The following is a 19704-nucleotide window of genomic DNA, read 5'->3' as shown; positions in this document are numbered from 1 at the left end:
ACAGGAGGACGCACCATGCTGCCTATCCGTCGCGATATCCGCTTTGCCTTACCGGCTGAACGCATCAAGAACTGGCATGAGCAAGGCCCGTTCATCACGCACTTCTTCAATGCCCTGTCGCTGCTGTTTCCCCAAGGGGAGCTGTTTTTCATGGACAGCGTGCGCCACTACCGCGCGCACATCCATGACCCGCAGTTGAAGAAAGAGATCCAGGGTTTTATCGGCCAGGAAGCCATGCACAGCCGCGAACACGTGGCCTATAACGATTTGCTGCAAGCGGCGGGGCTGCCGGCGCACACCCTGGACCGACGTCTGAAATTCATCCTCGACCTGCAGAAAAAACACCTGCCGCCGTCTTTCAACCTGGCAGTAACCATCGCCCTGGAGCACTACACCGCGATGCTCGCGGAAATACTGCTCAGCGACCCGTCGCGCTTTGGCGACTCACAAAAGGGCTACCAGCAGATGTGGTACTGGCACGCCCTGGAAGAAACCGAGCACAAGGCCGTGGCGTTCGATGTGTGGAACACCGTGGTCAAGCCCGGGCCACTGCGCTATCTGTTGCGCACCGGGACCATGCTCACCACCACCCTGCTCTTCTGGCTGGTGGTGTTTGATTTCCACGTACGCTTGCTGATTGCCGACCGCAAAGCCGGAGGGCATTTAAAGGGGTTCTGGCGCATGCTCAAGTTTCTCTACGGTCCCAAGGGGGTGTTCCCAAGGATGCTGCGGCCGTGGCTGCATTACTTCAAACCCGGCTTTCACCCCTGGGACCACGACAACCGCGCACGCCTGGCGCGCATAGACGGGTTGCTCGAAGAGATCGCCCGGACCGGTGGCGGCTACGAGTCGGCCTAGGCCTCGGCCAGGCTGGCACGATTGCGCACAAAGCCTTGCAATTGATCGCCTGGCAGCGCCTTGCTGAAATACCAGCCCTGGATAATCAGCTCATTGCCTGAGTTCAGGAAGGCCAACTGCTCGGCGGTCTCCACGCCTTCGACCACCACTCCGAGGTTCAACGCCTCGCAAAAGCGCAACAGGCCGGTCAGCACCTGGGCGCCCTTGGGCTCGTGCTGGGCGACCACAAAACTGCGGTCGATCTTGATGAAGTCCACCGGAAACTGGTGCAGGTAACTCAAGGCGGAATACCCGGTGCCAAAGTCATCGATATAGACCTTGGCGCCGATGGCTTGCAGTTTCTGGAGGGTCTGGCGCGTGACCTGGATATCACTGACCAACGCGTCTTCGGTGATTTCCACCGACACCTGCCCGTGGGCCTGGGCCAGGATTTCCACCAGGCGTTCGCCATAGGCAGCATCCGTCAGGGTGGCGCTGGAAATATTGATCGTCATCGGCAAGGCAAAACCGACTTTCTGCCACTTCTGGTACTCACGCACGGCCTGGGACGCCACCCACACATCCACATCCGGCATCAGTCGCGCCTGGGCCAGCCATTGCAGAAATTCCCAGGGCGAATGCACGGTACCCTGGGCATCCCGGGCGCGCATCAAGGCTTCACAGCCGGTACACAGGCCGGTGCGGGTCGATACCTGGGGCTGGAACTCGAGGTAGAACTCATAATCGCTGATCTGCTGGATGCGGCTCAGTTCGTTGGCCTGGCGCGCCAGCAGCTTGTGAGACGCGAGCACCGGGTCCAACTCCAGCAGGCGGCCTTTTTCTTCGAGGCCGCGAAAGGTCATGTCCAACGACTTGAGGTACACCGTACCGCCTTCGGTGGGCTGACGATGGATCGCGCGCACATAGGGCGCGTAGATCAGGGTGCCGATCACCAGCAGGGCGACTTGCAGCACCACCGCGGCCAGATCGCCGTGGGTGCTGAGGTAGGCATTGAACAGCACCGGCGCGGTAAATGGCACGCTGACCACGGCGGGCGACACCCAGCCGAGCTGCACCACGGTCAGCGCCACCATCGCATTGAAAGCCGGCACCAGCAGGAACGGAACGAACAAGCGCGGGTTGAGGATAATCGGCAAACCAAACAGCAGCACTTCGCTGACGTTGAACAACGACAACGGCAAGCTGGCTATTGCCAACAGGCGCATGGACTGGCTCCGGGAAAACAGCAGGATCGCCACCAACAGGCACAGCGCCCCGCCCGAGCCGCCGATAAAGGCGAAACTGCCCAGCAGGCCACTGTTGAGCAGGTACTTGATCGGCTCTCCGGCGGCCAAGGCGGCATGGTTCAGCACCACCGCCTGGTCCAGCACATCGAACAACGGCTGCATCGCGTACACACCGTGAATGCCGAAAAACCACAACAGCGAATTCATCAGGGTCACGAACAAACCGCTGCCGTAGGGTGATTCCAGCGCATCGATCACCTGCGGCCCCTGAAGCTCTGCCACATAGGGAATCTGCAACAGCATCGACAGCACCACCACCAAGGCCAGTGAGGTGATTGCGCCCGGCATCACCATATTGATGGTGCCCCTGAGGTTGTGGGTCACCAGGTCCTCGTTGACCAGGCGGGTCCAGCGATAGCGATGCAGCCAGGCGATCGCGGGCACATTGAGCAGCGGCGAAGCAATCGCGATAAACAGTACGAAGGTGGCCGAGGTGCGCGGGTAATCACGCAGGATAAAGGTCGCCACCACCACGTGGGCCAGGCACAGGAAGGCGACGGGCAACTGTGGCAGCCGATATTGAATGGCAAGCATGTAACCGATGGAGGCCGCCACCAATAGCGGGATCACCGAGCTGATCTGGTTATGCAGCCCCGCCAGGAAGGTCACCAACGACGGGGCGAACCCCAGCACGCGAGCGCATTCGGACAGGATCAGAAAGGCGGCCGACACCAGCAGGCACGGCAGGATCCACAACAGCCCCTCGCGGATCGCACGCAATGACTCGGTACTGGCCAGGGCGGCCAGACGCTGGGTAAAGAACAGTTTGAACAGCGTTTGCGCCATGACCCATCCCTCTGTCCGTCGCTTACCGTCCCTGGAAGGCAGGGCCGAAAACACCGGCTAACGCTACACGTCCTGATAGCGGGAGCGAAAGGCTTTTGCAGCGCCACCCGGTTTTTTTCGGCATTCATTTCGGGGCGTTATGCTTGTCGAACTTCCTGGGTTGGCCCATCCTTGGCCCTCGACGCGCAGATCGACGATCCGCCCGTTCTGCCAGCCGGCACCCGCCATCCGTTAACGTGGCGCCGGACACTGGACGCGACTGCACCTCGACCCTGACCCCTTTATCAACCTGGAGCACAGCCTTGTCACAACCCGGCGATAACCACCAGCTCGCCCTGGACCGATTCCTGGCAGAACATCCCGACATCGTCACGCAGTTGGATACCCTGAACCCGCTGGCGGCCCAGGCCAAAGGCGAAACCCTGGCGCAATACCGCGCCGAGCACCTGCACGAAGCCTTCGAGGCTGAAGCCGAGCGCCAGGGGCTGTTTGCCTGGGAGCTGACACTCAAGCTGACAGCGGAGTCAGCCCAGGCGTTCGAAGCCCAACGCCTCGAAGTCCACAAGGAAGTGGCGCAGATGGCCGGCATGAGCTGGGCTGACTACTGCCGGTTGCACGACGTGAACAGCTGACACCGCGCTACACAAACCAACGGCGCCACGGGCAGCCCATCATCTCACGCAACTCAGCGACGCTGATGGTACGACGCTCGGGGTCCAGGGCCAGCGCCGTGCGTAACGCCGGCCAATAATGCCGAGGCCATTGCCGTGGTCGCGGCAGTGACTCAGCGGATGAGCGCTCCCCCGGCCGCCGTCCTTGCGCCATCTCGTAAAGCACGCACGCCACGCCGTACAGGTCGGCGGCCATTGACAGCGCATCGCCGGCCAGCAGCTCCGGCGCGGCATAAGCGGGTGTCCAGGCACCGATATGGCCGCGGCTCAGGCCCGGCAACCCGGTCGTGAGCAGTGACTGCCCCAGGCCGAAATCGAACAACCGCAGGCCCTCCTCGCTGACCATGACGTTGCCCGGCTTCAGATCGCCGTGCAGCACACCCAGGCGATGGGTATACGCCACGGCGTCGAGCAACTGCACCGCCATCGGTTGCAGTTCTCGCCAAGGCATGCCACCGGGGTATTCGAGCAGCAGCCGGTCCAGGGTCATGCCGTGCATCAACTCCATGGTAAAGAACGCGATATGCCGGTTGATATCGACGTCGAATCCATACATGCGCACCACCCGCTCATGTCGCAGGCCGCGGGCGAGGGCAAACTCGCTGTACAACAGCACATGGGCATCCGGGCACTCGGCAAAGGTTTCGCCGAGGACCTTCAAGGCCACACTGGAACACGGTTCGCCGAATTGTTCGTGCAGCAAGTCACGGGCGCGGTAGACCACCCCCATGCCTCCGCTGCCGAGTATCCGCTCCAGCTGATAACGCCCGGCGAGCAGGCTGGGTGGGGCCACGGTCGCGCTCATGACTGCACCACCACAGCAGTCAGGTCGTCCCGCGCCGTGCCGCGCATGACGGCGGCGAACAACCGGTCCACCATCTGTTGCGGCGTGCCCATGCTCAAGGCACGTCCCAGCTCGCCATGACTGAGTGACTGGTACAGACCGTCGCTGCACAACAGGAACACATCGCCTGGCCGAGTGCTGAGCTCCAGCACTTCCAGGTTCAAGGGCTCACGGGCGCCGATGGCCCGCGTCAAGGCCCGCGCATCCGGGTGGGCTCGGGCCTGCTCCAGGCTCAACTGTTGTTCATCCATCAATTGTCGAAGCAGGGAGTGGTCGCGGGACAGTTGATACAGGTTCTGCCCGCGCCACAGGTAGCAACGGCTGTCTCCCGCCCACACACAGGCAGCACGACTGCCCTCCAACAGTAGCGTGACGACGGTGCTGCCCATGGTGCCGTCGAGATCACCTGCGAGGCGTCTCAGCCCATGGCCCAGTTGCCAATTGAGCGATTGCAGGCATCGGCGAACGGCTTCCACGCGCTGATCGAGGCTACCCTGCCCCGACAAGGACGCCAGGCTGCTGGCCACCCATTGGCTGGCCACATCCCCGGCCCGGTGCCCGCCCATGCCGTCCGCCACCGCCCAACAGCCGCGTTGAGGGCAATCGAGGAACGCGTCCTCGTTACGCGCCCTGACCTTGCCGCGCTGCGTACGCCCCGCACTGCGCCAAGGGATGCCATGGCGGCTCACAGTCGCTCCGGCAAGCGGAACGTGCGCCAGGCCGCGATTTGAAATGGGTTGGGCATGCGCTGGCTGGTCAACAGGTAATTGGCGCGCAAACCCGAGAGGTCAGACTTGAGTATCTGCGCGTTCCGGCCATTGGCGGGCTCGCTCTGCATCAAATCGAAGAAGCGGAACAATGACCAATCTCCGCTGTTTTTCTCGATCCCCAGGGGTCGATGCGCGCCCCGCTCCAGGACCAGGCTGCTGCGACCGTTGTCGGCCTCGGTGGGCCAATGAAACGCCATGGGCACGATGGGGCCGTGGCGATATTCCAGTTGTTGATCGCCAATACGCAGGATGGCGCGACTGACCGCCTGGTCCAGGCTGTAGGGGGCCAGGGTAAAGCGCACGGACAAGCCTCCTTGTTCCTCGGAAAAAAAACCGCGCCGGATCACTTGCGCCTTCGCCAGTTGGTCCAGGAAAGCACGTGATGTCGGAAAGCTGCGCCCGTCCAGGCCGCGCAAGCGGTAGCGGCTGCCCTCGGTGCTGACAAACGGGCGCAGGTAACTGTCATAGAACCGCGCCATCACACCTCGAGGCTTGAAAAAATCGGTGAAATCACTGAGCGCCACATCGCTGGTACCGTGGGCATTGAACGGGTACCGCTGGCGAATGGCCTTGGCATACACACCGTATACCTCGCTTTGATAGCGCTGGTTCACATACACATAGGCCTCATCCAACCAGTGGCGCCAGACATCATCGGCAATGGCCTCGAACCAGGCAGACAGCGGCAGTGGCAGACGCGCAGCAGCGTCACGCAAATTGCCCAGCACATCCTGCTGGCCCTCCATGCGCCGTATAGCCTTTTGGAAGGCCGCCTGCTCCGGCGCACTCTCACGGTTCAGGGCCGTCAGTTGCAGGTGCAACTCGTCGGCCAGACGCAGGGCCTGGCTTAACTCGGCACCGGGGTTTTGCCGCTCGTCCAGCATCTGGTGCAACGGTTCGAAGCGGCGCTGCAACGCACGCCGGGCCGAATCCGGCGGCAACTGCTCCATTAACGCGTCGCTTGCCAACTGCGCCACCGCGCCCACCTCACCGATCTGGCGCGTCACCTCATCCAGTCGCTCGCTGACAGGGAGCAAGCGGGTATTTTCCCTGACCAACTGCAACAGGTGGATCAGGGGCGACTGGGCGGACGTCAAGCTGGCAAGTTGCTCGGCACCTTGCCTGAGGCCGTCAGTCGCCTGCAGGCTGACCTGGCCCAATGCCTCACTCCAGGCGTCGGCGTACTCGCTGAAGTAACGCTGCTCGAGCTCAAGCATCAGCCGGCGTAAATCCATGGCACTCAAGTCCGTCCCTTCACCCAGCACCCAATTGTCCTGGGCAATGGCATTCACCAATCGCGGCCCCTGCGTCTCGAAATACTGCAAATACCGTTTTGTGTAGAACCCGGGGATCGGATGATCGATGGCGGCAAATACCTTGCCCTCGGCAAAGCGCAAGGGTTCCAGGTTACGCGACTGCTCGCGCAGCACCCGGTAGATCACATCGGCCAACGACTCACCGCGCAATGCCTGGCGCGCCAGGGCAACCAGTTGATCATCCACCGGTGCCACGAACGATTGCCCAAGCAACTGCGCCAGGTGCACATTCAGGCGGTGCTGTGTCGACGTATCGCCCGCATAACGTGCCGACCAATGGCCAGCCACTCGCTGCGCCAGCCAAGCCGTATCACGGCGCTCGCGCAAGGTGAGCATCAGGTAGGCACGCAGGTTGTCCAACAGCCGCTCGCGATCATCCAGGCTCGAACGCACCTGCTCTTCGAGCAACTCGGTCACCCGTGGCAATAACTGCTGTTGCAGGGCCTGCTCATAAGCGCTGTCCAGCACCGGCTGACTCGCTTCTCCCTGATATAAGCCTGCACGTTCCACCAGTGGCACGTCCTGCACTGCGGGGAAAACCTGGATCGCCGCCCGCCGTGCATCCAGCAGCGGCAACACGGCCAGCATCGCGTCCGTACCAAGTGGCAAGGCAACTGGCGTCGCCAGGTTGGCCAGTTGCTGCAAGCGATGATGGTTGACCGAATAACTGTGCATCCACAGCCAACCCGCCGCACCGATGATCAGGGTTGCGGCCACGGCCACGCCGATTTGCCGGCGACGTATGCGCTGCTGTTCCTGGCCCTGCAGACCGGCGAGGCCGGCCTCGGCAAATATCACCCGGTTGAACAAGCCCTGGATGAAGTGCGAGCCGCGCTCACCGGCGCAGGTCAAATAGAACCCGCGCAGTCCGTTGATACGTTGATAACGATGCGCGGAAAAAGCCAGCTCGATAAATGCGCACAGGCGTTCGCCGACTCGCGCCATCTGTTGCGGAAAGTCGAGTGTCAGCCCGCGCTGCTCGACACTGCGCTGCGCGTGCAAGCGCTGAATCAACTCCCCCCCCAGGCGTTGCAGCAGCGTCTCGAACGCCTGGCGCACCTGGGTGACTTCAGTGCCGGCCTTGCCGGTGATCAGCTGTTCACCCAGTACGCCTTCGGCGGCGTCGGCCTGGGGTGAGTCGAAGTATTCGGCAAACCCCGTCAACCGATCGGCCTGGGTCAGGACCAGGTAGATCGGCACATCGACATGCAACGTCTGCTGGATTTCCTGCAAGCGCGTGTGAATGTGACGGGCGTGATGGTCCAGATCCAGCGGGTGGCTGCCAACCAGCGTTTCCATCGACAAGGTCACCACGACACCATTGAGCGGGCGGACCTGGCGTCGCGCCCTGAGCAGCCTGAGCAAGGTCAACCAGCCCGCGGCATCCACGGCACCGTCCGGTTGCGTCAGGTAGCGTCCGGCGGTATCGACCAGCACCGCGTCGTCGGCAAAGTACCAATCACAGTAGCGGGTCTGGCCCGTCGAACTCGGCTCGACACGGTCCAGCGGAAACGGCAACCCACTGGCCGCCAGCAAGCGCGTCTTGCCACTGCCCGCCTCGCCGATCAACAGGTACCAGGGCAGCTCATCACGCCAACGCTCGCTGCGTTCAGCATACCGGCCAGAGGTTTTCAGGGTATGCAGCGCCTCCCTGAAGCGGCCACGCACTTGTTTCTGCTCGTCCTCGATGCGCCCCTGTTGCTCATGATGCGCCTGGTGTCCGGGCTTTTTCAGCCGCGCGGCGCGGCGCCCGCCGGCCAGGACCATCGCCAGCCCCCACAACAGAAACACCACGCAGACGGTCAACAGGCGCGATGTCGGTGCGGCCCAGAACCGATACCCGTCCACCGCGAGCAAGGGTCCGAAAAACCATACCAACAGCGCGACTGAAAGCACCAGCAACAAGCTCCAGACCCAAATCGTAGCCAGCACGGTGCCCGCGCCCTTGAAGAATGCGTTCATTCATTGCTCCCAGCGTTACAGGGGCGTCCGAGTCAGATCCGGCGCCGAAATTTGAAAAGGTTGCAGCACCTGTGTGCGCTCTTTGCCCAATACCCAGGCAAACCCCGAATAGATCGCCAGCATGCAGCCCAGGCAAAGGATTCCAACCCAAAGGGTCGGCAGCTTGCGCGGGGCTTTATGGCGTACGGGCTCCACCTGTGGCGGTAATACAGAGACAGGCAGCGGCGTGCCCCGGACATGCCTGACCTGGCGATACAAAGCATCGCGCACCGCTTCAAGTTGCAGCACGCCACGCTCCATGACCCGATATTTACCCTCAAACCCCATCGTCAGGCACAGGTACATCAATTCCAGCAGCGCAATGTGCTTGACCGGGTCTCGGGACAGTCGCTCCAGCAGCTGGAAAAACTTTTCGCCGCCGAACGTTTCGTTATGGAAGCGGCTCAGCAGGCTGACCTTCGACCAATCGCTGCGACTGCCCCAGGCGGTGGTCACCACCGCTTCATCGATCACGCTGCACAACACATAACGCGCCGACATGACCTGGCCGTTTTCGCTCCCCTCATGTAAGGCACGGGTCTCGAATTGGGTGACCCCTTCCGACAGCCGATCATTCAGTGTTTGCAAGCTTTCCCGACCGCCATGGTTCCTGAGCCGGGCCACCTCCGCGAGTAATTCCCAAGCGACCGCAACCAGCGGGTTAAGCCCCATATTGAAGGTCTGCGCGCCCTGCAAGCGGGCCGCGTAGATCATTCGGTCTTCCAATTGCTCGAAGCGCGGTGGCGTGGGGAAATCGGTGATCGCGCCCTGCGCCGGCCCCCGTCCTTCACGATCAAGCAGGACAGTTTTTTCGTCCTGCTGGTATTCACGGTCCGTGGTCATAGTGTTCAGTTCCTGATGGCCCAGAAGGTGAGTTCAAGCTCGGCAAACTCGCCGCCGACATGGAAGGCAAACCCACCCGAATGCTCCAGTTGCGTGATGTCCCGGGCGCTGAGTTCGAGCATGAAATAGGTTTTGCCGGCATGGAACGGCAACTGGCGCGGCGCCACCGGCAGCGGCTTGACCTTGATGCCCGCCAGATGCAGGTTGACCAGTTCGCGTATACGCTCCACCGGGCCGATCTTCAGATGCGCCGGCAAACGGTGACGAAGCTCATCCGAATCACACTGCGCGCTGGCCGTCAGGATGAAGGTCGCGCTGCCGAGCAGCTTGAGGTCGCTCACCGGGCATACCAGCACGCCGTATTGACGCTGTTGCAGCGCGAGCTCCATGGCATGCTGCTCCAGCACCATCGATAGCATGGAGCGAATGCCCTCCATCAGCCCACGAAAGCTGGCGCCCTGGTCGTTATGCCGATACCGCACGTCCAACTGGGCACGCTTGCTGTCATGGGCGAACGTCGATAACTCACCGAGCATCGACAGGCACTCGCGGAACACCGTTTCCGGACGAACCTGAACCTGGCCCAGATAGTGACGCAGGACCCACTCGCAACGATTGACCAGTTGCAGCATCAGAAAGTCGCCGATCTGCGAACCGGCGGCGGCACCGTTGCCCTGGATACGCTCTGCAATGGCGTCGCCTCGGCAGGCCAGCAGGCTGATCACCTCCTTGAGGCACGACGATACATAAGCCGATCCCTGGACATACATGAAGGTCGGGCTGAACTCCGGGTCCAGGCTCACGCCCTCTTCATCCGTGCAATCCACAACCTGGGCGACCTTGAGCATCACACACGCCTGGTCACTGTGATGCTCCCCCAGCAGCAGGCGCAGGTCCGGACGGCCGCAGTGAATCTGACAACGTAAATCGACACCGGCATTGGAGTCGCCAACGTCCATCGGCCAGGTGATATAGCGTGCCCAGACATCGGCCTGGTCCTGCTTGCGCGCCTCGATCTGGTTGTGGGTCGTCAACGGCAACGCAAGATAGATCCCTTGCCTGCCCGCGTTGGCAGGTACCTGCAGGACCAGCGGCTCCATGGCGGCACTCAACTCAAAGAGGCTGCCGTCGGGTAATACACCACTGGCTTGGTTGACGACGATCTTGCCCAGGCGCAGGTACTGCAGGTCGATTTCAAGGGTGATGAAACCCCAGGTGTCGCAGCCCAGCAGGCGGGTGCGGTTGAGTTGCTGGTTGTAGTAACGATCGTTGTGTTGCAGGTGCTGGGGCCGCAACAACATGCCTTCCTGCCAAATGACTTTATGAACGAGCATATCAATCCTGCCTCGCACCAGAAATCGGGTTGGCGACCCGGATGCCAGCCTTGTCAAGCACCAGGCTGGCCCGGGTCAGTTTCTGCGGGTTAAGCGACACCACCATTCGCCACTGCACATGGGGCAGGTCTCGATAGGCGGCCAGCACCCCCACATAACGGCTCTGCGGTTCAACCTTGAGCTTGAGCTCCAGCCGTTCGCCGGGGCGCATTTCCAGCTCCTCGCTGCTTACCCAGTCCTTGGGCAAGGCTTGCTCGGCACGCCCGTAAAGGCTGAAAAAATCGGCGTTCTCGAAGGCCACGGGATGGCGCAGCTCGAGCAAGTGCACCACGATCGGCGAGGGACGCCCGTGCAGGTCGGGGTTGACCTGATCGCTGGCGACCAGCTTCAGGTCCAGCTTGGTCACGGTAGAAAAAGGCGACAGGGTGCTGCACCCGGTCAACAGGCTGAATACCACCAGCATGGATGCAACGGCGGCTCGATACATGATCATCATCCCGGGTAGTCCACATGAAGGGTGGAGATCAGGCGGACCTGCTCGTCATAGGCTCTGGCGAAGTCCTTGCCCAACAGGTGTCCCGTGAGCGGTTCAGCCTCGACCAGGCGCTGGTAGTGACGTTGATAGGCGCGCCATTGGGCACCGTCGGTGTTGAACCGGGGCGATTTGTCCTGGCGCTCGAAACACAGCAGCAGATAGCTGGGGGCGAACGCTTCCCGCGCGCTGCGCGCCGCGGCACGACATGCCGCCAGCAATGCAATCTGATGCGTCTGCATATCCCGGTGCACTTGAGTGATCGCCAGGTCGGCGGGCAGTTGGCCAAATTCGCTGATGCCCAACAATGCGGCCAACGCCGTCTCGGCATCCGCGCACTGCCTGAGGGGGTTTGGGCTGTTCACAACGGGAGCGGCGGGCGCCAGGTTCGATTCACTTTTCAGTTCGTCGCAGGTGCGCAGGTTGTGCTGCAACCCCTCGATACTCAGCTTGAGCAAGCCGGCGACCTTGATCGCCAATGCCTCTCGCGCTGGCCTGTCAACGTCGTCGAGGCGGATCCCCAGCGCTGCCGCAAACTGCGTCCAAAAGGACTCGTTGTCCGCTGGCACAGTGACAACCTGCGGGCTCGGCGGCACCTCCAGGTCGGGCTCCACCCATCGAGGCAAGACCAGATGGTCTCGGTCCGCCGCGCTGTGAGTCATCCACTGCCCCGGTTCTTGGGCGACAGTACTCAATGCGTCCAGCCCGTCCAATGACGGATGGGTGAGGTCCTCATCATCCAGCGCCTGCATGGGGTCCAGGGCCAGGAAAGCATCGTCGGGAATCGGCCCCGGTGCCGTAAATCGCCGCGCGCCGGGCGGGGCCGGCGGCTCGATAAGCCTTGCGCGTATCGCCAATGCCCCCAGTTGAAAAAGATCACCGTCGGCGATCAGTCGCGCCTGCCCTTTATTCAGGCGTTCACCACTGTCGGCCACGCAAATGCCATTGCTGCTGATGTCCGTCAGAAAGTAGCGACCTTCACGGTAGCTCACCAGCCCATGGTGACTGGACAACAGTCGACTGGCATCGGGGATCACCCAGTCGCAACCGGCCCCGCGACCGATCACACCGCCGACACCGGCAAACGTCTTGCGAGCGCCGGCCAGCGGCTCGGTGCCAGCGCCGTCATACACTTCAAATACCAGTTGCATGCTCGGGTCCTCCATTCACTGGCCGCGACTGGTCGCTTGCGGGTCGCCCAACGGACGGTAGTCAGCATCATCGAAGACATAATTGGCGTTACAGCCGCCCAGCACACACAACACAAGCAACATGGCTTGCCACAGACGATCAGGCATCGGGTATCTCCCATAGACACAAGGCATTCAGCACTCCCCCTTGGCTTCACCAACAGGAATATTCAAGCGGGCAAGCCGGTAGAGCAGCGTGCGGCGAGCGACGCCCAGCTCACGGGCGGTGCGTGTTCGATTACCACGGTTCTTCTGCAGGCAATCGATCAGGACCATGCGCTCCACCCTCTCCAGGCGCTGGCGTAATGTGGTCTCTACAGCGGCCTCCGTTCGCGGCGACAGCGCCAGGTGCAGCGGCAGGATCACACCGTCATCACACAGCAGCACCGCGCGCTCCACCAGGCACTTGAGTTCGCGGACATTGCCGGGGAAGCCATGACTCGTCAGTTGATCCAGGGCCGCGCTTGACCAGCCAACAGCTGGCCGACCGAGTGCCATACAGGCCTCGTCGGCGAAATGACGCGCCAGTTGCAGCGCGTCGCCGTCGCGCTCACGCAGCGCCGGCAACTCGATGGGAAACTGCGCCAGCCGGTAATACAGGTCTTCGCGGAAGGTCCCCTGGGCCACCATGGCAAGCAGGTCACGGTGAGTCGCCGCGATGATGCGGACATCGACCTTATGGGAAGCATTGGCCCCCAGCGGACGCACTTCTCCTTCCTGCAAAACGCGCAGCAACTTGGCCTGCAGTGAGAGCGGCATGTCACCGATTTCATCCAACAGCAGCGTGCCGCCATGGGCTGCATCGAATAACCCGACGTGGTCGCGCTGGGCCCCGGTAAATGCGCCCTTGCGGTAGCCGAACAGCTCGCTCTCCAACAGGCCTTCCGGAAACGCGGCGCAGTTCTGCACCACGAACGCTTTAGCGCTGCGCGGCCCGGCGGCGTGGATGGCACGCGCCACCACTTCCTTGCCGGTACCGGTCTCGCCACGCAGCAACACGGTGTACGGCGTATTCAGGACTTTACCGATCAAGCGGCAGGTCTCGTTCATCGCAACACTGTTGCCGATCAAGCCGTACACACGAGTGGCGGGCGCTCTCGATTTGAGCCGGGTGACCTCCGGTGCGGGCTGCATCCGTCGCAACAGGCTCAATTGCGCCAGCGCGAAGCCGCCAAGGCGCGCCAGCGAGGCAACATAACCTTGCAATTGGGCTGGGCGCGGGCTGGCGCACAGCAATACCCCCATGATGGTTTTGCTGCGCCCCAGCAGCGGTATGCAGGACAGGCAATGCCAAGGCTGCGCCACTGCCGGCAGGAACCCGGTGTCATGCACGCACTGGCTCAGGTCATCCAGGGTAAGGGGCTGCCCTTGGGTCAGCACGTAGTGCAACAGAGGTTCATGCTGGGAGCCAGGGCCCGACGCTGGGTCGCCCGGCGGCAGCGCCCCTTGGAGATGCTGGGCGATCAGCTCAAGCCTGCCCGCCGGCTCATCGAACAGGTACAGCTGGCTGAGTTCACACTGGCCCAGTTGCGCAGCGCCGGTCACGCACAAGTCCGCCAGCGTGGTTTCGTCGTGTTCATGGCCCAGTCGGCAGAACCAGCCGAGCAAGGTCTCGGCATAGGTCAGGGGATGGGGTAATGGGGTAAACAGGTTTTTCATCATTGACCGAACTCGCAGACTGGCCGACCGCTGCTATCCAGCCGTGCATGAACCCGTGACAGACCTGCATGGCCCACCGTTGCAGTCAGCAGCCGATCAGCGATCTGCGGCAGCAGGTCCGACTCGATCCACTGATCGATCGCGCGCGCTCCGCTGTCACCGTGTGTGCAGAGCCGGACCATGTGCGCCACCAGCTCGGGCGTGTGGGTAAACGCCAACTGGCGTTGCTGTAATCGCTGACCAAGGCGCGCAAGCTTGAGGCGTGCCACGTCATTGAGCACCTCACCCGTCACCGGGTAATAGGGCACCACCCGCATCCGGGCCAGCAACGCCGGTTTGAAGTGTGCCCGCAGCGCGGGGAGGATCGCGGCCTGCAATACCTCGATGTCCGGGCGCAGGCCGTCGGCGCACGCCTCACTGATGCAGTCGCTGCCAAGATTGGAGGTCATCAGGATCAACGTATTACGGAAATCGATCTCCCGCCCTTCGCCATCATTGGCCAAGCCCTTGTCGAAGACTTGGTAGAACAGGTTCAACACCTCCGGGTCCGCCTTCTCGACCTCGTCGAGCAACACCACCGAATAAGGGCGTTGCCGCACCGCTTCGGTCAGGACACCCCCTTCGCCGTAGCCCACGTAACCCGGAGGTGCACCGATCAATCGAGACAGTGAGTGTTTTTCCTGATACTCCGACATATTGATGAGGGTGACGAACCGCTGGCCTCCGTACAGCAGGTCGGCCAGCGCCAGCGCGGTTTCGGTCTTGCCCACACCGCTGGGGCCGGCCAGCAGGAATACACCTACCGGCGCATCGGGTTCGTTGAGGCCGGCAGCTACGGCCCGCAGGCTGCGATCAAGCGCCTGCACGACCGGCTCCTGTCCCAGAATGCGTGCTCGCAAGGCATCGGCGAACCCCAGGACTTTTTCGCTGGGTTCAAGGGCCACTTGCTCGACGGGAATCCCGGTCCACGCACTGATGACCTGGGCCACCAGGCGCGGGCACACCGTCGGGCTTGCCGTCGGCTGCTCGCGCTGTTCAACCCAGCACTGCTCCAGGGCCTGGCGCTCCTGCTCCAGGGCATCCAGTCGCAGGCTCAAGGCTTGCAGGGCCACCTCATCGACCGGCAGCCCAACCTCGGCATCCCTGCGCAGCGCCAGGTGTTGCCGCGTCCCTTCGGCAAGCTCGGCGACCAGGCATTGCAAGGCTTCGGGCCGCGCCGACAAGCACGTGCGAGCCCTTGCGCACGCCGTATCCAGCACATCCACCGCTTTATCCGGTAGCTGGCGCCCGGCCAAATACCGCGCGCTCATGTGCGCTGCCGCGACAACCGCATCATCGCGTACGTACACGCCATGGCTGGCCTCATAGACCGGCACCAGTCCACGCAGGATCGATACCGCAGCCTCGACACTCGGTTCACCTACCCGTACCGGTTGAAAACGCCGCGCCAATGCGGGGTCCTTTTCGATGTATTGCTTGTACTCCGACCAGGTGGTGGCGGCGATGGTCCGCAGTTGACCGCGGGCCAACGCAGGCTTGAGCAGGTTGGCGGCATCCGACGCACCACCCGGCCCCGCGGCCCCCACCAGCATATGAGCCTCGTCGATAAACAGGATCACGGCCTGGGGCGAGGCGTTGACTTCGTCGATCACCCCCTTGAGGCGGCGCTCGAATTCGCCCTTGATACCAGCCCCCGCTTGCAGCAGCCCCATATCAAGGGTCAGCACGCGCACATCCTGGAGGGCTGGCGGTACCTGCGATGCGACCACTTGCAGGGCGAAGCCTTCGACAATCGCCGTTTTCCCGACCCCGGCTTCTCCGACCAGGATCGGGTTGTTCTTGCGTCGACGCACGAGGATGTCGATCAATTGCCGGATTTCACCCTCCCGGCAGATGACAGGGTCGATCAAGCCTTCACGGGCCTGGCGCGTCAGGTCCTGGGTAAAACGCTGCAACCATGATTCAGCCACCACTGCCTGGGCTTGTGCGCCCTGGCTCAATAAGAAGTCACGTACGCGATCAGCGTCCAAACGGCTCAAAATACCTTGATAGCCGCTGCCGGCGTGCTCCAGGGGATGACGTAACAGCGCGAGCAACAGGGCGCCCTGGTCAACGTCATGTCGCCCCAGTTCAAGGTGCGCAACCATCAACGCCTGTTGCAACCACTGCACCAAAGCCTGGGCGAACACCGGGTTGCGGGTTGCACACTGCGCGGTCTTTGGCTGCAGCGTCGCCTGCAGTTCGTGCAGCGCTACGTTGGCCTCTGCCAGCGCCTTGGCCAACACGCCATCGGCGTGCTCCAGCAGCGCCAGCAGCAGGTCCTCCACCAGCACTTCGCGACCGCCCCGGGCGATACAACGCTCAGCCGAGCGTTCCAGGTCGCTGCGGGTTTGCGCCGCCAATGTCCGTATCAATTGTTGCAGGTCTACATTCATCATAATCATCAGTCCTTAATGCGCATTGCCAGACAGCGTGACCACACCATCCGCCCGCTCATGCCCCAGCCAACTGGTCCATCCCAGGCGACACACATTGCGTTCGCCGATATGCAGCGCGCGGATCTCCCCTTCGGCGAGCACCAGGCGCACGTCATATTCCAGCGGTGCGCGCGCGGTTAAGCGCAGCAGTGCACATAAGGGGCGCAGGTCCTCCCCGGTCGGCAGGAACTGGTGAAATCGTTGCCAGTCGAGCCCGAGCAGATGCACGGTGAACTTGCCGCTGCAATCGGTGACCCGACTCCCCAGCACCAGGTCCTGGCCGAGCGTGTGGTTGGCCGCCCCCAGCCGATTGCGCTGCTGTCCGTTGATTGACACGCTGCGTTCAACCCACTGTTCGATGAACAACCGGCGGTGCTTGAAGTAATGGCGCATCACCGTCTCAATCATTGCCGCCGAATGCGCGCGCAGGCTCAGCAGCCCCAGATAAGGCAGCAGCCGTTTGCAGTCCAGCGCTGCCGCCCGACGAATGTCCTGGCCTCCCAGTCCGATCAAGGCAAACATCTGCGCCGAGAACGCATCACTGGCGCCCCGTCGGAAGCAGGCTCGATAACGATATTTGCGCCAGATCGGCAGCATCAGCCGTTGCAGGCGGTGGTGAAACACGTCCAGGAAATCCCGGGTGGCGTTACCGCCTGACACCTCTGCGTACGCCTGCTCCGCGTAGAACGCGGGCAGTGGTGACCCCGCGCCACATAGCCCGAGGACATTGAGGCGAAGCCGCGCGCGCAATTGACCGTACTCCACAAAAAACTCCACTCGATCGATGTCGTGTCCGGGAAAGCCCAAGCCTGGATTGGCCTGGAATTCCAATTGGTCATACAACGCGTCCTCATCCAGCAGTGGATGGGCATCACGCAAGCGCTCGATCACCTGTAACACCGCCTGGAACAGCGAGTACTCGCGGATGAAACGGGACAGTTCGGTTAAAGCAGGGGCTGCTCGCCCATGCGGGGTGGCCATAGGTACACATCTCCTTGTGTGCTGATCACTCGCAATTCGTGATACGAATTCAAGCTGGCGTACAGCGCAAAAAACTCGTTGAGCACCGAAGCGAATACAAAGGTTTCGCCCTGGCCGAGGAAGCCTTGGGTATCGATCGACAGGTCCACCCGCACACCGCGAATCGGCAGGCCATTGAGCAATCGGTCGACGGCTTCGTGCCGGATGGCGCGCAGCGCTCCCAACCGCTTTGCACTGATCTTCTGCGCCTGGCGGCTGTGATAACGCGGCAGGTCGTAGGTTTCGAGGATGACTTTCAGGGCATTGATATCGGTCAACGACAGGTAGTTGAGCGACAGGTTGCTGATCAGTCGCCACAGGAAGTCCTGGTCCAGGGGCGGAGCAAGACTCGTGGTCGGCACGGTGATATTTCGAAACGCCAGAAATTCCGGGGTCTGCTCGCAGGGCTGGTTGACCTGCCCCACCTGTAGCTGCAGCGGCAGGTTCTGATTGGTGCAGGTCAACTCGATCGACAGTGTTTCCTGTTCGTGCCCCTGGTCACGCTCAAACGCGATCCAGGTGTCGAGACCGGCATGCTGTGCCGATGCACGCTGGCGAAGGCTGTAGCTGGGGGCCATGTTCGAGGCTGGGGTGGCGCTGTCGTGTTCAAAGGACTCGAACGGTACGTAATGCCGATAACCCAGGCCACCCGGGCGCCATCCCGTCACGCTGTCCACGGAAAACACCGCGGCGTTGCCCCGGGTATATTCCCCAGGCACCAGCAGATACTCATCCTGCTTGCCGTCCAGGCGAACGGGCACGGCATCATGGTTGAACAGATTGACGATGGGGGTGCAATAGAGCTTCACGTTGTCCAGGCCGGGGCGTTGCGGCTCATGCCCCTGGGTGCGCAGTTCAAAACGCATCACCATGCCACGCACCCGTTTGAGCAGTGCCTGGGGCACCCCATGCAACCGATCCAAACCGCCGACATCCACGAACAGGTATTTGTCAGGGAAGGCAAAATACTCCTGCAGCAGGCGATAACCACGGAAGGTATTTACTGGGTAAGGAATCAACGCCTGTTCTTCGCAGAACCCCACCGGGCGTACCTGGCTGGCACACAGCCGCAGCGACATTGCCTGCCCATCGGCCCCGTTGACGGGCTGGCCGTCAGCACCGAGAAGCAACAACTCGATGCCGTCGAGATGACGCAGCAGGCCCAGGTACACCCCCTGGCTGACGTGGCGATCCCCGGCCAAGTGCAACCGCAACGTGTCGAACACCAACTCACTGAAATTCCCCGGGGCGCTCATGTCTAACCGCAGGTCCAACAGGGCTCGCTCACCCTGGAAGACATACGTCACGGCACTCAGTTGCAACGCCATGACCTGGGTGGCGTAGCAGGTCCGAAAGCGACAGCGCTCGCCATTGATGGCCGCGCTTTCCACTGCGGTGTCGCGCGCCACCCGGACAGCAGGCCCTGCCCGTTTCAACGGATCGAACTGCAAGATGCTGAACGATGGCAGAGGCCGCATGTAGTTGGGCCACAACAACTGCATCAACGAATGGGTCAGTTCGGGTAATTCGTCATCCAGTTTCTGCCGCAGGCGGCCGGTGAGAAACGCAAAGCCTTCGAGCAAACGCTCCACGTCCGGGTCCTGGCCGGCCTCTGCGAGAAACGGTGCCAGGGCTGGATTGCGCTCGGCGAAACGTCGCCCCAGCTGACGCAAGGCACTGAGTTCGCTTTGGTAATAACGATTAAAGGTCATCCGGCGCAACCTCGACCTGCCCACCATCTCCCAGAAGCGCACTGAACACCACCGGTTGCCTGATTCCATTGGCGAGCAGTGTGGCCTCGATGGCAAATGCCAGGACCAGGGGATCGCGGTCGCGGGGCAATAGCCTTACGCGCACGTTCGCCAAACGCGGCTCATAGGCCTGGATAAACCGTTCGATCGACAGGCGCGATCGGCTCAATGATTCGTGCAGGCTCAGGCGCAGGTCATTGAGATCCGGCAAGCCGTAGTCGTGCAATGTCTGGACACTGCCCGCACGCGTGCTGAGCATCTTGCCCAGGTGCGTCGCGATGGACGCCACGCTGTTCGCCTGGGCAGGTGCCTGGCCGTCAAGGCGCTCGAATAGGCTGCAGTAATGTGTCATCCCCTGGTGCCTGC

Annotated in this window: 16 protein-coding genes; 2 read left to right on the top strand and 14 right to left on the bottom strand. The window is 62.2% G+C overall.

From position 1 onward, the window contains the following. Positions 1 to 15: 15 nt before the first annotated feature. Positions 16 to 858 carry a metal-dependent hydrolase gene (locus tag P2T68_RS15675; protein ID WP_277379562.1) on the top strand — a complete coding sequence of 281 codons (843 nt, stop codon included), beginning with the start codon at positions 16 to 18 and terminating at the stop codon, positions 856 to 858. On the opposite strand, the gene P2T68_RS15670 is transcribed toward P2T68_RS15675, so the two are convergent. After that, positions 855 to 2930, bottom strand: coding sequence for an EAL domain-containing protein (locus P2T68_RS15670; protein ID WP_277379561.1), 2076 nt, complete (start codon positions 2928 to 2930; stop codon positions 855 to 857). The two genes, P2T68_RS15675 and P2T68_RS15670, sit on opposite strands and share 4 nt — an antisense overlap. Before the next feature lie 302 nt (positions 2931 to 3232). Here P2T68_RS15670 and P2T68_RS15665 point away from each other — a divergent pair, with 302 nt between their 5' ends. After that, a complete protein-coding gene (locus P2T68_RS15665) occupies positions 3233 to 3562 on the top strand; it encodes a DUF6388 family protein (RefSeq protein WP_024075940.1) in 330 nt (109 codons plus the stop codon). Between the two features lie 7 nt (positions 3563 to 3569). Here P2T68_RS15665 and P2T68_RS15660 read toward each other — a convergent pair whose 3' ends face one another. The 13 genes from P2T68_RS15660 to tssE are packed head-to-tail and all read right to left on the bottom strand — an operon-like array spanning position 3570 to position 19690. Continuing rightward, complete coding sequence (locus tag P2T68_RS15660; protein WP_024075941.1) at positions 3570 to 4406, bottom strand: serine/threonine-protein kinase; 837 nt, start codon at positions 4404 to 4406, stop codon at positions 3570 to 3572. Further along, a complete protein-coding gene (locus P2T68_RS15655; protein ID WP_277379560.1) occupies positions 4403 to 5134 on the bottom strand; it encodes a PP2C family serine/threonine-protein phosphatase in 732 nt (243 codons plus the stop codon). Before P2T68_RS15655 ends, P2T68_RS15660 begins: the two co-directional genes overlap by 4 nt. After that, a complete protein-coding gene (tssM, locus tag P2T68_RS15650; protein WP_277379559.1) occupies positions 5131 to 8493 on the bottom strand; it encodes a type VI secretion system membrane subunit TssM in 3363 nt (1120 codons plus the stop codon). Before tssM ends, P2T68_RS15655 begins: the two co-directional genes overlap by 4 nt. A gap of 15 nt (positions 8494 to 8508) precedes the next feature. Beyond that, the gene (icmH, locus tag P2T68_RS15645; RefSeq protein ID WP_277379558.1) at positions 8509 to 9375 is read right to left on the bottom strand and encodes a type IVB secretion system protein IcmH/DotU; all 867 of its coding nucleotides are present in this window, start codon (positions 9373 to 9375) and stop codon (positions 8509 to 8511) included. 5 nt (positions 9376 to 9380) lie between these two features. Further along, positions 9381 to 10709, bottom strand: coding sequence for a type VI secretion system baseplate subunit TssK (gene tssK, locus P2T68_RS15640; protein WP_277379557.1), 1329 nt, complete (start codon positions 10707 to 10709; stop codon positions 9381 to 9383). Between the two features lies 1 nt (position 10710). After that, positions 10711 to 11196: a type VI secretion system lipoprotein TssJ gene (gene tssJ, locus P2T68_RS15635; protein ID WP_069077420.1), complete on the bottom strand. Its 486-nt coding sequence runs from the start codon at positions 11194 to 11196 to the stop codon at positions 10711 to 10713. Between the two features lie 5 nt (positions 11197 to 11201). Next, on the bottom strand, positions 11202 to 12392 hold the full coding sequence (gene tagH, locus P2T68_RS15630; protein ID WP_168233431.1) for a type VI secretion system-associated FHA domain protein TagH: 1191 nt from the start codon (positions 12390 to 12392) through the stop codon (positions 11202 to 11204). 15 nt (positions 12393 to 12407) lie between these two features. Continuing rightward, positions 12408 to 12539 carry a hypothetical protein gene (locus tag P2T68_RS15625; protein WP_024075948.1) on the bottom strand — a complete coding sequence of 44 codons (132 nt, stop codon included), beginning with the start codon at positions 12537 to 12539 and terminating at the stop codon, positions 12408 to 12410. Between the two features lie 27 nt (positions 12540 to 12566). Next, complete coding sequence (locus P2T68_RS15620) at positions 12567 to 14093, bottom strand: sigma 54-interacting transcriptional regulator (protein ID WP_168233430.1); 1527 nt, start codon at positions 14091 to 14093, stop codon at positions 12567 to 12569. Then, positions 14090 to 16528, bottom strand: coding sequence for an AAA family ATPase (locus P2T68_RS15615; RefSeq protein WP_277379556.1), 2439 nt, complete (start codon positions 16526 to 16528; stop codon positions 14090 to 14092). The genes P2T68_RS15620 and P2T68_RS15615 overlap by 4 nt, the downstream gene beginning before the upstream one ends. 12 nt (positions 16529 to 16540) lie before the next feature. After that, positions 16541 to 17548 (bottom strand): type VI secretion system baseplate subunit TssG, encoded by a 1008-nt coding sequence (gene tssG / locus P2T68_RS15610; protein WP_277379555.1) that lies wholly within the window; start codon positions 17546 to 17548, stop codon positions 16541 to 16543. Next, a complete protein-coding gene (tssF, locus tag P2T68_RS15605) occupies positions 17512 to 19299 on the bottom strand; it encodes a type VI secretion system baseplate subunit TssF (RefSeq protein ID WP_277379554.1) in 1788 nt (595 codons plus the stop codon). The genes tssG and tssF overlap by 37 nt, the downstream gene beginning before the upstream one ends. Beyond that, positions 19289 to 19690, bottom strand: coding sequence for a type VI secretion system baseplate subunit TssE (gene tssE / locus P2T68_RS15600; protein ID WP_024075953.1), 402 nt, complete (start codon positions 19688 to 19690; stop codon positions 19289 to 19291). Before tssE ends, tssF begins: the two co-directional genes overlap by 11 nt. Positions 19691 to 19704: the final 14 nt, after the last annotated feature.

It is taken from the genome of Pseudomonas sp. G11, assembly GCF_029457515.1.
Classification (GTDB): Bacteria; Pseudomonadota; Gammaproteobacteria; order Pseudomonadales; family Pseudomonadaceae; genus Aquipseudomonas; species Aquipseudomonas gorinensis.
The sequence above is the reverse complement of the archived record's forward strand: the minus strand, read 5'-3'. Positions and strand labels throughout refer to the sequence as shown.